Source organism: Pseudomonas sp. B21-009 (genome assembly GCF_024749345.1).
In the GTDB taxonomy this organism is placed as follows: Bacteria; Pseudomonadota; Gammaproteobacteria; order Pseudomonadales; family Pseudomonadaceae; genus Aquipseudomonas.
The window spans coordinates 2,966,835-2,980,234 of record NZ_CP087199.1; the positions used below are offsets into that span (position 1 = coordinate 2,966,835).

A 13,400-nucleotide genomic window follows, 5' to 3' on the forward strand; every position below is an offset into this window, starting at 1 on the left:
CCATGAAATACCTCCCGCTCTTGCTCACCCTCGCCTGCACCGCCGCCCTCGCCGACGACGACGCGCCATTGACCATCAACGGCTGCACCATCGCCCAGGAGAGCCAGTGCCCCAACGCCAACCTGCGCAACGCCGACCTCAGCAACCAGGACCTGCGCAAAATGAACCTGGCCGGTGCCGACCTGCGCGGGGCGAATTTGCGCCACGCGCGCCTGGACCTGGCCAACCTGGAAAAAGCCCGACTGCAAGGCGCCAACCTCACCCGCGCCAGCCTGCAGCAAAGCAACCTGCGCCTGGCCGACCTGCGCGATGCCAGGCTGATTGCGGTACAGGCCTGGGGCATGTTCGCCCAGGGCGCCAACTTCGAAAATGCCGACTTGAGCGCCGCCTACCTGGAGTTCGCCCGCCTGTCCGGGGCCAAACTGCACAACAGCAAACTGCAGGCCGCCGACCTGGAAATGACCTGGTTGAGCAAGGCCGACCTCAAGGGCGCCAACCTTGCCGATGCCAATCTGCAAGAAGCCAAGTTCGGCGAAAGCAACCTGGAGCAGGCCGACCTGCGCGGCAGCCGCCAGCATTACGCCAACTTCCAGGACAGCAACATGCAAGGCTGCCAGGGCTGCCCGACCACCTGGGACTAGGCAACCACCCGCAGCAAGCCGGCCTCGATCGCCAGGCGCACCATCTGCGCCTGGGAGGCCACCTGCAATTTGCTTTTGAGCAGGGTCAGGTAGTTGCTCACGGTCTTGCTGCTGATGCACAACTGCTCGGCGATCAGCCGGGTCGGCGTGCCCTTGGCCAGCATCAGAAAGATTTCCGTTTCACGTTGGGTCAGGCCGTGAATGCCAGTATCGCCTGGCTGACAGACAAGCTCGGTGGCCAGTGCCTGTTCGATGTAGGCATGCCCGCAAAGCACCCGGCGCACCGCTTCAAGCAGCACGGCAGGCTCCGCCGCCTTGGACAGGTAACCACAGGCGCCGGCCGCCATGGCCTGGCGCACCAGGCCAAGGTCGGTGTGCTCGCTGAAAAACAGCACGCGCAGTTGCGGCAGGCGCTGGCGCAGGCGTCGGGTGGTTTCCACGCCGCTGATACCCGGCAAGTCAACGTCCATGATCACCAGCCCCGGCAACTGCTCGCCGACCTTGGCCAGCGCCTCTTCGCCACTGGCCGCCTCGATCACCGTCATGCCCTCCAGGCCCTGTTGCAGCGCCGCGACCAGGCCCAGGCGCAGCATCGGGTGATCATCCACCAGCAATATCGCCATCTTCGCAGCTCCCGCAGGTTTGCCCCATGCTAGAACGCACGCCTGGGCGCCCGCCTACTACTTTGGTACTGTTTTGCTTGTCGATGGTCGCATTCCCAAAGCGTTGCACCTGGCCTGTAATGAAGGGGTGCAGCACAACCACAACAATAAGGTGCAAAGCCATGTACAAGATTCTGATCGCCGACGACCATCCGTTGTTTCGCGAGGCCATCCACAATGTCATCAGCGACGGCTTTCCCGGCAGCGAGGTGATGGAAACCGCCGACCTCGACAGCGCCCTGGCGATCACTGGCGATCATGACGACCTCGACCTGATCCTGCTCGACCTGAACATGCCCGGTATGCACGGCCTGGGCGGTTTGATCAACCTGCGCAACGAGGCGCCGACCATCCCGGTGGTGATCGTCTCGGCCGAACAGGACAAGCAAGTCGTGCTGCAGGCCATTACCTACGGCGCCGTCGGCTTTATCACCAAATCCTCGCCACGCTCGCAGATGACCGAGGCCATCGAGCAGATTCTCAACGGCAATGTCTACTTGCCGCCGGACATCATCCGCACGCAAAAGAGCAGCAGCCGGCGCAACCAGGGTGACCATCAGGGCTTTGCCCCCGAGCTGCTGCAAGCCCTGACCCGCAAGCAGTTGCTGGTGCTCGAACGCATGACCAAGGGCGAATCGAACAAGCAGATCGCCTACAACCTCGACATCGCCGAAACCACGGTCAAGGCTCACGTCTCGGCGATTTTGCGCAAGCTCAACGTGCACAACCGCGTGCAGGCGATTCTCAGTGCCGGCGACATCGACTTCACCGCTTACCTGCGGCGATAGTCACGCTCCATGACAATCATGCAAATTAGCCATTGAAACCTGGGCAAGGCCTGAAGTAAGCTCGGGCACATCAACTGGAGAGTCACATGTCGCACACCACCCTCACTCACGCTTGCAGCACTGGTCGCCTGTCGCGCCCCGTGGCCGCTGCCGAGTGCGCGACTGTCTCCCCGGCAGCGTTTTATTTTGGGTATTGGTTTAGCCACAGGCGCCGCTGATACCCTCACCGGCGCCCACTTTCAAGGGGCCGCCGAACACGAGAATACTCAACCCCCGGTCGGCCCCCCGACCGGGGGTTTTGCGTTTCAAGGCCCCGGCAATCAACGAATTACATTGAGGAACAGAACATGAACTACGCCACTTACCGTTACCAAAGCTTTAACTTCTGGCGATTTAGCCAATCCCGTTCGGGCCAGCCTGCCGCCTCCGATCGGTCACTTGTTGGTGGCACACATACACATGACGCCAATCCGGCCAACTGTCGAACACCTCGATAGGGCCGAGCGCGCGGGCCAGACCCCGCCAGCCGCCCAGGGAATTCACACCATGCAATCGTCCACCCTCGCTCTGCCACTGTCCGAACCCAGCGCTGCCAACAGCGCCGTCAGCCAACGCCTGCCGAGCCCGATGTTGCTCAAGCAGCAAATGCCGCTTTCCCCCGCCCTCGCCGCCCAGGTCGAAGCTCATCGCCAGGCCGTACGCGCCATCCTCGATGGCCACGACCAGCGCCTGCTGCTGATCGTCGGCCCGTGCTCGCTGCACGACCCGCGCTCGGCCCGCGAATACGCCCAACGCCTGGCCCGCCTGGCCTCGGAGGTCAGCGACAAGATGCTCCTGGTGATGCGCGCCTACGTCGAAAAGCCGCGCACCACCGTCGGCTGGAAAGGCCTGGCCTACGATCCACACCTGGATGGCAGCGACGACATGCACGGCGGCATCGCGCTGTCGCGCGGGCTGATGCTGGCCATGCTCGAATGCGGCCTGCCGGTGGCCACCGAGCTGCTGCAACCGATGGCGGCCGGCTACTTCGATGACCTGCTGAGCTGGGCGGCGATTGGCGCGCGCACCACCGAGTCGCAGATTCACCGCGAAATGGTCAGCGGCCTGGGTTTGCCGGTAGGCTTCAAGAACGGCACCGACGGCGGTGTTGGCATTGCCTGCGACGCGATCCGCAGCGCCGCCCACGGCCACCGGCACTTCGGCATGGACGTGCAAGGCTACCCGGCGATTGTCGAGACCCTGGGCAACGCCGATACCCACCTGGTGCTGCGCGGCGGCAGCAAGGGCCCGAACTACGACCGCCAGAGCATCGCCCTGGCCCGCCAGGGCCTGGCCAAAGCCGGCGTCGCGGCACGGATCATGGTCGATTGCAGCCACGCCAACAGCGCCAAGGACCCCCTGCGCCAGCCGGCGGTGTTCAACGAGGTGCTCGAGCAGCGCCTGCAGGGCGATACCTCGCTGATCGGCATGATGATCGAGGGCCACCTGTTCGACGGTTGCCAGACACTGGGCACGCAGCCGCTCAAATACGGCGTGTCGATCACCGACAGTTGCCTGGGCTGGGATTCGACCGAGCGCTTGCTGCGTGAGGCGGCTGCGCGCTTGTGAGCCGTATCACGGGGCAAGCCGGGCGCGCAGCGCAGCTCCCACTTGCCCGGCGACAACTATCAGCCAACCCGCATTTACGTTAGGCTTTACGTTTTACCCCAAGGAGCCACTCCCATGGCCAAAGCCACTGCCCGTCACATCCTGGTTGCCACCGAAGACAAGTGCAACGAACTCAAAGCCCAGATCGAAGCCGGCGCCGATTTCGCCGAAGTCGCCAAAGCCAACTCCACCTGCCCATCGAGCCGCCAGGGCGGCGACCTGGGCTCGTTCGGCCCGGGCCAGATGGTCAAGGAGTTCGACACCGTGGTGTTCAGCGCGCCGGTCAACACCGTGCAAGGCCCGGTGAAGACCCAGTTCGGTTATCACCTGCTGGAAGTGACCAGCCGTCAGGACTGATCACTACTCTGCAAACCGGCCTCCAGGGCCGGTTTGCTCGCGCAAGTGACCTGCTAAGCTTCAGCCACAGTCGTGGTTCAGGTGGTCAGGCGCTTGCGAATTGCTCCCTTCCCCTTCTTGTTGTTCGTCTTCGGCCTGGCCCTTGCCTGGTCATGCGCTGCCACGCCAGCGCCGGTCCACGCCCTGACGGTATACGGCGAAGCACCGCGCTATCCGTCCAGCTTCCAGCACTTGCGCTACGCCAACCCCGATGCGCCCAAAGGCGGCAGCCTGCGCCGCTCGGCCATCGAAATCGGCCAGTTCGACCACATCATTCCCTACATCGACAAGGGCATCGGCGTTGCCGAGGTCGATGGCTGGCTGTATTCGCCGCTGGCGGTGCGCTCCCAGGATGAACCCTACACCGTGTACGGGCTGGTGGCGCAAAAGCTTGAGCGCGATCCGCAGGGGCTGTGGCTGCGCTTCTATCTTGACCCGCGTGCGCGCTTTGCCGATGGCCAGCCGATCCGCGCCGAGGATGTGCGCTACACCTTCGCGCTTTTGATGCGCGCCGGTAGTCTCAAGTACCGCACCCAGTTCGTCGATGTCTCTGAGGTAAAGGTCGAGAACCCGCGGCAGATCATCTTTTACTTCAAGAACAACCAGAACCGCACCTTGCCTCTGGACCTGGCGACCCTGCCGGTGCTGCCCGAACACTGGTGGAAAGACCGCGATTTCGCCAATGGCGCAGGCTTCGAGGCGCCGCTGGGCAGCGGCCCGTACAGCGTCGGGCGGGTCGACAACGGCCGCAGTATCACCTTCGAGCGTAACAAGAGCTGGTGGGGGCGCGACCTGCCGGTCAACCGTGGCCGTTACAACTTCGACCAGGTGCGCATCGAGTACTTTGGCGACACCGAAGTGGCGCGCCAGGTGCTGCGCGGCGGCGGCTTCGACTACAACCGCGAGTTCTCTGCCACCGCCTATACCCTCGGTTACGCCAGCCCGGCGCTGGACGATGGCCGCCTGCAGCGCGCGCACCTGGCCAAGGACGCCCCGCAAACCGCCCAGGGCTTTGTCTTCAACCTGCAACGCCCGGTGTTCAAGGACCGCCGGGTGCGCCAGGCGCTGGGCCTGCTGTGGGACTTCGAGTGGAGCAACCGGCAGATGATGCGCAACCTGTACATTCGCCAGCAGAGCTTTTTCGCCAATACCGAACTGGCCGCGCGCAACCTGCCCGACGCCCAGGAGCTCAAGCTGCTGGAGCCGTTGCGCGGGCAGATACCCGACGAGGTCTTCAGCCAGGTGTTCGAAGCGCCGCGCAGCGACGGCTCGGGGCTGATCCGTGACCAGCAGCTACAAGCCCTCGAACTGCTCGAAGCGGCAGGCTGGCAGCCGCGCGGTGATCAACTGGTCAATGCCCAGGGTGAACCGCTGAGCTTTACCTTCCTCAACGGCCAGGCCGGTTTCGAACGCTTGCTGCTGCCGTGGAAGCGCAACCTGGCGCAGATCGGCATCACCCTGGAGATCCGCCGCATCGACGCCTCGCAATACGTCAACCGGCTGATGGCCCGCGACTACGACCTGATCGTCACCGGCTACCCGGTGTCGCCGTCGCCCGGGCTTGAGCTGTACAACTATTTTGGTTCGGCGGCGGCCAGCGACCCCGGCTCGAACAACTACATGGTGCTCCAGGACCCGGCCGTGGACCGCTTGCTCGACGGCCTGGTCAAGGCCGAAACCAAGGCCGACATGCTGCGCCATGCCCATGCCCTGGACCGTGTGCTGAGCTGGAACTACTACTGGATTCCCAACTATTACCCACCCGGCTCATCTACCGTGTGGTGGAACCGCTTCGGCCTGCCCAAGGTGCAGCCGAGCAACGACGAAGGCCTGGACAGCTGGTGGCAAGTCAGCCCGACACCGCTGACCAACGCGCAGATGGCCGAGCGCCTGGGGAGCCGGCCATGATCGGCTACATCCTGCGCCGTCTGCTGCTGATCATCCCGACCTTGCTTATTATCCTGCTGGTCAATTTCGTCATCGTCCAGGCTGCCCCCGGCGGCCCGGTGGAACAAGCGGTAGCGCGCCTGCAGGGGATCGGCGGCGGTGCGCCGGGGGCCAGCAGCGAAACCCTGCACGCAAGCTCCAGGGCCAGCCGTGGCCTGGACCCCAAGCTGCTGGCAGACATCAAGCGCCAGTACGGTTTCGACAAGTCGGCGCCCGAGCGCCTGTGGCTGATGCTCAGCCAGTACGCCCGGCTGGACTTCGGCTCAAGCTTTTTTCGCGGCGCCAAGGTCACCGACCTGATCCTTGAGAAGATGCCGGTGACCCTGTCGCTGGGTTTTTGGGCCACACTGATCACCTACCTGGTGTCGATCCCGTTGGGGATCCGCAAGGCGGTGCGCCACGGCACCGCGTTCGATGCCTGGAGCAGCAGCCTGATCGTCATTGGCTACGCCCTGCCCTCGTTCCTGTTCGCCCTGCTGCTGATCGTGCTGTTTGCCGGCGGCACCTCGCTGAACTGGTTTCCGGTGCGCGGGCTGGTCTCGGAAGACTTCGACCAGCTCAGCCTGTTGGGCAAGATCGCTGATTACTTCTGGCACCTGGTGCTGCCGGTGGGCGCGCTGGTAATTGGCGGCTTTGCCACCCTGACCCTGCTGACCAAGAATGCCTTTCTCAACGAGATCACGCGCCAGTACGTGATCACCGCCCGGGCCAAGGGCCTGAGCGAGCAGCGGGTGCTGTACGGGCATGTGTTTCGCAACGCCATCCTGCTGGTGGTGGCCGGCATTCCCCAGGCGTTGATCAGCGTGTTCTTTGCCGGCTCGCTACTGATCGAAGTGATCTTCTCCCTCGACGGCCTGGGGCGCATGAGCTACGAGGCGGCGGTGGCGCGGGATTATCCGGTGGTGTTCGGCTCGCTGTTCATCTTTACCCTGTTCGGCCTGCTGGTGCGCCTGATCGGCGACCTGTGCTACACCCTGGTCGATCCACGCATCGACTTTGCCACGAGGGCGCACTGATGTTCAGCCTGTCGCCGGTATCGCGCAGGCGCCTGCAGCGCTTTCGGCGCAACCGCCGTGGCTGGATTTCGCTGTGGCTGTTTGCCTTGTTGCTGCTGGTGAGCCTGGGCGCGGAACTGGTGGCCAACGACAAGCCATTGCTGTTGAGCTACCAGGGCCAGTTGTATTACCCGGCATTCAAACGTTACAGCGAGCAGCAGTTTGGCGGCCAGCTGCCATTCCAGCCGGACTACCGCAGCCAGTACGTACGCCAGCTGATCGAGGGCCAGGGCGGCTGGATGCTGTTTGCACCGGTACCGTTCAGCGCCGACACCCCGAACTACGATTTGCTGGTGCCCGCCCCCAGCCCGCCGTCGGCGGTCAACTGGCTGGGCACCGACGACCAGGCCCGTGATGTATTGGCGCGGGTGCTGTATGGCACTCGGGTGTCGATTCTGTTTGCCCTGGCGCTGACCCTGATCAGCACCCTGATCGGCATCGCCGCCGGCGCCTTGCAGGGCTACCACGGTGGTTGGGTCGACCTGATCGGCCAGCGCTTGCTGGAGGTCTGGTCGGGGCTGCCAGTGTTGTACCTGCTGATCATCCTCAGCGGCTTTGTCGAGCCGAACTTCTGGTGGTTGCTGGGGATCATGGCGCTGTTTTCCTGGCTGGCGCTGGTGGACGTGGTGCGCGCCGAGTTCCTGCGTGGACGCAACCTCGAATACGTGCTGGCCGCCCGTGCCCTGGGCCTGCCTGACCGTTGGGTGATCCTGCGGCACATTTTGCCCAACGCCATGAACGCCACCCTGACCTACCTGCCGTTTATTCTCACCGGCGCCATCACCACCCTCACCGCCCTGGATTTTCTCGGCTTCGGCATGCCCGCCGGCAGCGCTTCGCTGGGCGAGCTGGTGACCCAGGGCAAGCAGCATTTGCAGGCACCGTGGCTGGGCTTTACCGCGTTCTTTGCCCTGGCATTGATATTGTCGCTGTTGGTGTTCATTGGCGATGCCTTGCGCGAAGCCTTCGATCCACGGGCATAATCGCAGCCTTTACTCCGGCGGAGCGGCCCATGCAGGACAGTGACAGCCTCAAGGACTACCAGCAGGTGCGCCTGCTGGCGATTCGTTCGCTGTTCGAGATCATCGAGCAGTCCAGCGAAGGCACGATCATCGTCGACCGCGATGCGCGCATTGTCTGGATGAACCAGCGCTATGCCCGGCGCTTCGGTCTTGAAGACGCCAGCAGCGCCATCGGCCAGCCGTGCGAGAGCATCATTCCCGGCAGCCTGATGCGCGAGGTGCTGAGCAATGGCCGGCCGATCCTGCTGGACATGCTCGACACCCCCAAGGAGCCGCTGGTGGTCATGCGCCTGCCGGTGCACGACGCCGCCGGCACGCTGATCGGCGCTATCGGTTTTGCCCTGTTCGACGAGCTGCGCAGCCTCTCGCCGCTGCTCAAGCGCTACGCCAGCATGCAGCAGGAACTGGCCTCGACCCGTTCGTTGCTGCGCGCCCGCCAGGCCAAGTACAGCTTCGCTCAGTTCATCGGCACCAGCGCCGCCAGCCTTGAAGTCAAGCGCCGCGCCCGGCGTGGCGCCAGCAGTGACTCACCGGTGTTGCTGCTGGGCGAAACCGGCACCGGCAAAGAGCTACTGGCCCATGCCATTCATGCCGCTTCGCCGCGGGCGCACAAGGCCTTTGTCAGCATCAACAGCGCCGCAATCCCGGAGACGCTGCTCGAAGCCGAGTTCTTCGGCACCGCCCCGGGCGCCTTTACCGGCGCCGAGCGCAAGGGCCGCCCGGGCAAACTGCAGATTGCCGAGGGTGGCACGCTGTTTCTCGATGAAATCGGTGACATGCCCTTGCCGCTGCAAAGCAAGCTGCTGCGCGTCTTGCAAGAGAAGGAATACGAGCCGGTCGGCTCCAACCAGATGATCCACAGCGATGTGCGGATCATTGCCGCCACCTCCACCGACCTGCAGGCGGCCATGGCCCGTGGCGAGTTTCGTGCCGACCTGTACTACCGCTTGAACGTGCTGCCGATCCAGGTGCCGCCGCTGCGTGAACGCCTGGAGGATTTGCCAGCGTTGAGCGAGGCGATTCTTGAAGAGCTGGGCAGCCAGCACGAGCTGGACGGTGAGGCCCAGGCGCTGCTGGCCCGGCATGCCTGGCCGGGCAATATCCGCGAGCTGCGCAATGTGCTGGAACGGGCGACCTTGCTGGCCGATCAAGCGCGCCTGGGGCTGGGCGATGTTCAGGCGGCGCTGGGCGACCTGGCGCCGCTGCCGGTTGAAGCCGCCACGTTGAGCTATAAACAGGCGTGTGCCGATTTTGAGCGGCAGTTACTCGAAAACACCCTGGCGCGCTGTGCCGGGAATGTACCGCAAGCGGCGCGGCAACTGGGGTTGGGACGCTCGACGCTGTACAAGAAACTGGTGGCGCTGGGGATCAAGTCTCAATAAAGAGATATGTGTTTCTTTTTTGAGATTGTTATCGCGGGGCACGCCCGCTCCCACCGGGAAGATGTCCGACGGCAGGAGCGGGCTTGCCCCGCGAACCGTTCAATCTCAATTCAGAGACTTTCATCTCAAAAAAACAAACTATATCTATATAAATCAACAGCTTAAAGAGTTGGCACGATTCCCGCTATCGCCTCCTGACCAACAAAAACAAGATGCACCCAAGGAGACACTCGATGAGTGTGATCATCGCCCTGGCAGCCCTGGCGCTGCTGATGCTGGCTGCCTACCGTGGTTATAGCGTTATCCTCTTCGCCCCCATCGCCGCCCTCGGCGCGGTGCTGTTGACCGACCCTTCGGCAGTCGCCCCGGCCTTTACCGGGGTGTTCATGGAGAAAATGGTCGGCTTTATCAAGCTGTACTTTCCGGTGTTCTTGCTCGGTGCGGTGTTCGGCAAGCTGATCGAGCTGTCGGGTTTTTCGCGCTCGATCGTCGCCGCCGCCATCCGCCTGCTTGGCACCCGCCAGGCCATGCTGGTGATCGTGCTGGTCTGCGCCCTGCTCACCTACGGCGGCGTCTCGCTGTTTGTGGTGGTGTTTGCGGTGTACCCGTTTGCCGCCGAGATGTTCCGCCAGAGCAACATCCCCAAGCGCCTGATCCCGGCAACCATTGCCCTGGGCGCGTTTTCGTTCACCATGGATGCGCTGCCCGGCACCCCGCAGATCCAGAACATCATCCCCAGTACCTTCTTCAACACCACCGCCTGGGCCGCGCCCTGGCTGGGCCTGATCGGTACGCTGTTCGTGTTCTGCACCGGCATGCTTTACCTGCAGCGCCAGCGCAACAAGGCCCAGCGCGCCGGTGAAGGCTACGGCAGCGAGCTGCGCAACGAGCCGGAAACCGCCGCCGACCTCAAGCTGCCCAACCCGCTGCTGGCACTGTCGCCACTGCTGCTGGTAGGGGTGATGAACCTGCTGTTCACCCACTGGATTCCGGCCTGGTACGGCAAGACCCACACCTTGAGCCTGGCGGGCATGAGCGCGCCGGTGCAAACCGACATCGCCAAACTCACGGCGATCTGGGCGGTGGAAGCGGCCTTGCTGCTGGGCATCCTGCTGGTGCTGGTGGCAGGCTTTGGCGCGATCAAGAGCCGCCTGGCCGAGGGCAGCAAAAGCGCGGTCAGCGGCGCCTTGCTGGCGGCGATGAACACCGCGTCCGAATATGGCTTTGGTGCGGTGATTGCCTCGCTGCCGGGCTTTCTGGTGCTGGCCGACGCGCTCAAGGCGATCCCCAATCCGCTGGTCAATGAAGCGATTACCGTGACCTTGCTGGCCGGTATCACCGGCTCCGCGTCCGGTGGTATGAGCATCGCCCTGGCGGCGATGTCCGACAGCTTCATCGCCGCCGCCAATGCGGCCAACATCCCCCTTGAAGTGCTTCACCGGGTCGCGGCCATGGCCAGCGGCGGCATGGACACCCTGCCGCACAACGGCGCGGTAATTACCCTGCTGGCGGTCACCGGCCTGACCCACCGCGAGGCTTACAAGGATATTTTCGGCATTACCCTGATCAAGACCCTGGCAGTGTTCGTGGTGATTGCTACGTTCTATGCCACCGGTATCGTCTAAGGAGCACCTCATGAGTCTCAATGGCAAGACAGCAGTCGTCACCGGCTCCACCAGCGGCATCGGCCTGGGCATTGCCCAGGTACTGGCCAAGGCCGGGGCCAATTTGATCCTCAATGGCTTTGGCGATGCCCGCGCGGCGATTGCCGAAGTCGCCCGCCACGGCACCCGGGTCGGCCACCACCCGGCCGACCTTAGCGATGTGGCGCAGATCGAAGACCTGTTCGCCTATGCGGAACGCGAGTTCGGCGGCGTCGATATCCTCGTCAACAATGCCGGCATCCAGCATGTGGCAGCGGTCGAAGACTTCCCGGTGGAACGCTGGGATTCGATCATCGCCGTCAACCTCTCGGCAGTGTTCCATGGCACCCGCCTGGTGCTGCCGGGCATGCGTGCGCGCAACTGGGGACGGATCGTCAACATCGCCTCGGTGCACGGCCAGGTCGGCTCCACCGGCAAGGCCGCTTATGTCGCCGCCAAGCACGGGGTGGTCGGCCTGACCAAGGTGGTCGGGCTGGAAACCGCCACCAGCAACATCACCTGCAACGCCATTTGCCCCGGCTGGGTACTGACGCCGCTGGTGCAGAAACAGATCGATGATCGCACCGCCAGCGGAGTCGATCCGCAGGAGGCCCAGCACGACTTGCTGGCCGAGAAGCAGCCGTCGTTGGCCTTTGTCACTCCCGAACACCTGGGTGAGCTGGTATTGTTCCTCTGTAGCGAGGCTGGCAGTCAGGTTCGTGGCGCTGCCTGGAACATCGATGGCGGCTGGCTGGCCCAATGACGGGCAGCCTTGCACCCTGGCTGCGGCATCGTGTTTTTTTATCTGCAAGGAGGCCTTATGCGCCCACGCTCCCTCACCGCGTTGTTCACCCTGACCCTGGCGGCCGCTACTTCGGTACAAGCTGCCAGCCTCAAGGATGTAGCGCCCTACCCCGAGGCCGAAAAAGGCTTTAGCCGCCAGGTGATCCACCTGCCAAAACAGGCTGACGAGTCGGCCTACAAACTCGAAGTGCTGGCTGGCAAACAGCTGGAAGTCGACTGCAACCGCCAGCACCTGGGCGGCAACCTCGAAGAACAAACCCTGCAAGGCTGGGGCTACAACTACTACCGCCTGGAAAAAGTCTCGGGCCCGGCCTCGACCCTGATGGCCTGCCCGGACGGCAAGAAGAAACAGGCGTTCGTGCCGGTGGTTGGCGACGGTTTCCTGCTGCGCTACAACAGCAAGCTGCCGGTGGTGGTGTATGTGCCGGAAGGTGTTGAAGTGCGCTACCGCGTGTGGTCGGCTTCGAACAAAGTGAAAAAAGCTACAGTGGAATAAAGCGCTGCTGCTTGAATAACAGCCCTGTGGGAGCGGGCCCGCGATGAGGCCAGTACATTCAACACACCAGGTGTCGCCTGAGTTGCGACCGCTGCGCGCTCGATCGCGGGTCGAGCCCGCTCCCACAGGTGCCTTTCGCCGGCACCGACGCCCTCGAGCAATTTCGCGACCGCCAAGCGCTGCGCGATCAGGCATAATGCGCGGTTTTTACCCGTTGCGAAGGTAGGTTCAGATGAAAGCACAGGCCCGGCACATTCTGGTCAAGACCGCTGAAGAGGCCGAACAGCTCAAGCAACGCATCGCCAAGGGCGAGGCGTTCGATGTGCTGGCCAAGAAGTACTCCACCTGCCCGTCCGGCAAGCGCGGTGGCGACCTGGGCGAAGTGCGCCCGGGGCAGATGGTCGGCGCCATCGACCAGGTGATTTTCAAAAAGCCGCTGCGCACCGTGCACGGCCCGATCAAGAGCAAGTTCGGCTATCACCTGGTGCAGGTGTTCTACCGCGATTAAAGGCTGTCGCGACGCCGTTGCAAGCGTTGACTGCGCTGGTCTTCAAGGTCATTGCGCAGGCCGACGATCAGGTTGGAAATCGCCCGGCTGCTGGTCAGTTGCTCGGCACTGATGCCGGTCACCAGCAAGTCGACCCGCTCACAGCTGCGGTCGAACACCCGCACGGTCAGCGAGCGGTCGGCAGCCAGGGTGCATTGGCAGCGGGTGGGTAAAAAACTGCTTTCTATAATGTTGCGCAACTCCAGGGTCGAGAGCATCGGTACATCTCCTTGGCAGGTGGCGGACAGCGGTTCCGTGTTGCCCGGTCCAGCCCCAAGACTATGCCATATTTCCCAGGCGAATCAGACCCTTTCACTATAAGCACCTGGCGCTTTTACCGACCGGCGGACGGTAGCGGCCATTCGCCACC

General features: G+C 63.5%; 14 protein-coding genes. 12 read left to right on the plus strand and 2 right to left on the minus strand.

Translation table 11 applies throughout. From position 1 onward, the window contains the following. The first annotated feature begins 2 nt into the window (after positions 1-2). The gene (locus LOY34_RS13465) at positions 3-641 is read left to right on the plus strand and encodes a pentapeptide repeat-containing protein (RefSeq protein WP_045201964.1); all 639 of its coding nucleotides are present in this window, start codon (positions 3-5) and stop codon (positions 639-641) included. Here the strand turns inward: LOY34_RS13465 and LOY34_RS13470 are convergent. Next, a complete protein-coding gene (locus LOY34_RS13470) occupies positions 638-1,264 on the minus strand; it encodes a response regulator transcription factor (protein ID WP_093382718.1) in 627 nt (208 codons plus the stop codon). The two genes, LOY34_RS13465 and LOY34_RS13470, sit on opposite strands and share 4 nt — an antisense overlap. A gap of 161 nt (positions 1,265-1,425) precedes the next feature. Here LOY34_RS13470 and LOY34_RS13475 point away from each other — a divergent pair, with 161 nt between their 5' ends. From LOY34_RS13475 to LOY34_RS13525, 11 genes are all read left to right on the plus strand, one after another. Beyond that, positions 1,426-2,091, plus strand: coding sequence for a response regulator transcription factor (locus LOY34_RS13475; protein ID WP_045201960.1), 666 nt, complete (start codon positions 1,426-1,428; stop codon positions 2,089-2,091). Between the two features lie 546 nt (positions 2,092-2,637). Then, positions 2,638-3,699 (plus strand): 3-deoxy-7-phosphoheptulonate synthase, encoded by a 1,062-nt coding sequence (locus LOY34_RS13480; RefSeq protein WP_195884122.1) that lies wholly within the window; start codon positions 2,638-2,640, stop codon positions 3,697-3,699. 114 nt (positions 3,700-3,813) lie between these two features. Next, positions 3,814-4,095: a peptidylprolyl isomerase gene (locus tag LOY34_RS13485; protein ID WP_045201958.1), complete on the plus strand. Its 282-nt coding sequence runs from the start codon at positions 3,814-3,816 to the stop codon at positions 4,093-4,095. Between the two features lie 93 nt (positions 4,096-4,188). After that, the gene (locus tag LOY34_RS13490; RefSeq protein WP_195884123.1) at positions 4,189-6,042 is read left to right on the plus strand and encodes an extracellular solute-binding protein; all 1,854 of its coding nucleotides are present in this window, start codon (positions 4,189-4,191) and stop codon (positions 6,040-6,042) included. Beyond that, positions 6,039-7,097: a microcin C ABC transporter permease YejB gene (locus tag LOY34_RS13495; RefSeq protein WP_195884124.1), complete on the plus strand. Its 1,059-nt coding sequence runs from the start codon at positions 6,039-6,041 to the stop codon at positions 7,095-7,097. The genes LOY34_RS13490 and LOY34_RS13495 overlap by 4 nt, the downstream gene beginning before the upstream one ends. Continuing rightward, positions 7,097-8,119 carry an ABC transporter permease gene (locus LOY34_RS13500; RefSeq protein ID WP_045201955.1) on the plus strand — a complete coding sequence of 341 codons (1,023 nt, stop codon included), beginning with the start codon at positions 7,097-7,099 and terminating at the stop codon, positions 8,117-8,119. The genes LOY34_RS13495 and LOY34_RS13500 overlap by 1 nt, the downstream gene beginning before the upstream one ends. A gap of 29 nt (positions 8,120-8,148) precedes the next feature. After that, positions 8,149-9,540, plus strand: coding sequence for a sigma-54-dependent Fis family transcriptional regulator (locus LOY34_RS13505; protein ID WP_195884125.1), 1,392 nt, complete (start codon positions 8,149-8,151; stop codon positions 9,538-9,540). A gap of 233 nt (positions 9,541-9,773) precedes the next feature. Beyond that, complete coding sequence (locus tag LOY34_RS13510) at positions 9,774-11,165, plus strand: GntP family permease (RefSeq protein ID WP_045201951.1); 1,392 nt, start codon at positions 9,774-9,776, stop codon at positions 11,163-11,165. 10 nt (positions 11,166-11,175) lie between these two features. Beyond that, a complete protein-coding gene (gene hbdH / locus LOY34_RS13515) occupies positions 11,176-11,946 on the plus strand; it encodes a 3-hydroxybutyrate dehydrogenase (RefSeq protein WP_195884126.1) in 771 nt (256 codons plus the stop codon). A gap of 57 nt (positions 11,947-12,003) precedes the next feature. Then, positions 12,004-12,483 carry a serine protease inhibitor ecotin gene (gene eco / locus LOY34_RS13520; RefSeq protein ID WP_093382690.1) on the plus strand — a complete coding sequence of 160 codons (480 nt, stop codon included), beginning with the start codon at positions 12,004-12,006 and terminating at the stop codon, positions 12,481-12,483. A 232-nt stretch (positions 12,484-12,715) separates the two neighbouring features. Next, complete coding sequence (locus LOY34_RS13525) at positions 12,716-12,991, plus strand: peptidylprolyl isomerase (RefSeq protein ID WP_007932676.1); 276 nt, start codon at positions 12,716-12,718, stop codon at positions 12,989-12,991. On the opposite strand, the gene LOY34_RS13530 is transcribed toward LOY34_RS13525, so the two are convergent. Further along, on the minus strand, positions 12,988-13,248 hold the full coding sequence (locus LOY34_RS13530) for a DUF1652 domain-containing protein (RefSeq protein ID WP_045201943.1): 261 nt from the start codon (positions 13,246-13,248) through the stop codon (positions 12,988-12,990). The genes LOY34_RS13525 and LOY34_RS13530 overlap by 4 nt on opposite strands. Between the last annotated feature and the right edge of the window lie 152 nt (positions 13,249-13,400).

Bases quoted from the DNA above. Each gene is read 5' to 3' on its own strand.
- LOY34_RS13465 (WP_045201964.1), top strand. From the start codon at position 3: ATGAAATACCTCCCGCTCTTGCTCACCCTCGCCTGCACCGCCGCCCTC.
- LOY34_RS13470 (WP_093382718.1), bottom strand. From the start codon at position 1,264: ATGGCGATATTGCTGGTGGATGATCACCCGATGCTGCGCCTGGGCCTG.
- LOY34_RS13475 (WP_045201960.1), top strand. From the start codon at position 1,426: ATGTACAAGATTCTGATCGCCGACGACCATCCGTTGTTTCGCGAGGCC.
- LOY34_RS13480 (WP_195884122.1), top strand. From the start codon at position 2,638: ATGCAATCGTCCACCCTCGCTCTGCCACTGTCCGAACCCAGCGCTGCC.
- LOY34_RS13485 (WP_045201958.1), top strand. From the start codon at position 3,814: ATGGCCAAAGCCACTGCCCGTCACATCCTGGTTGCCACCGAAGACAAG.
- LOY34_RS13495 (WP_195884124.1), top strand. From the start codon at position 6,039: ATGATCGGCTACATCCTGCGCCGTCTGCTGCTGATCATCCCGACCTTG.
- LOY34_RS13500 (WP_045201955.1), top strand. From the start codon at position 7,097: ATGTTCAGCCTGTCGCCGGTATCGCGCAGGCGCCTGCAGCGCTTTCGG.
- LOY34_RS13505 (WP_195884125.1), top strand. From the start codon at position 8,149: ATGCAGGACAGTGACAGCCTCAAGGACTACCAGCAGGTGCGCCTGCTG.
- LOY34_RS13510 (WP_045201951.1), top strand. From the start codon at position 9,774: ATGAGTGTGATCATCGCCCTGGCAGCCCTGGCGCTGCTGATGCTGGCT.
- hbdH (WP_195884126.1), top strand. From the start codon at position 11,176: ATGAGTCTCAATGGCAAGACAGCAGTCGTCACCGGCTCCACCAGCGGC.
- eco (WP_093382690.1), top strand. From the start codon at position 12,004: ATGCGCCCACGCTCCCTCACCGCGTTGTTCACCCTGACCCTGGCGGCC.
- LOY34_RS13525 (WP_007932676.1), top strand. From the start codon at position 12,716: ATGAAAGCACAGGCCCGGCACATTCTGGTCAAGACCGCTGAAGAGGCC.
- LOY34_RS13530 (WP_045201943.1), bottom strand. From the start codon at position 13,248: ATGCTCTCGACCCTGGAGTTGCGCAACATTATAGAAAGCAGTTTTTTA.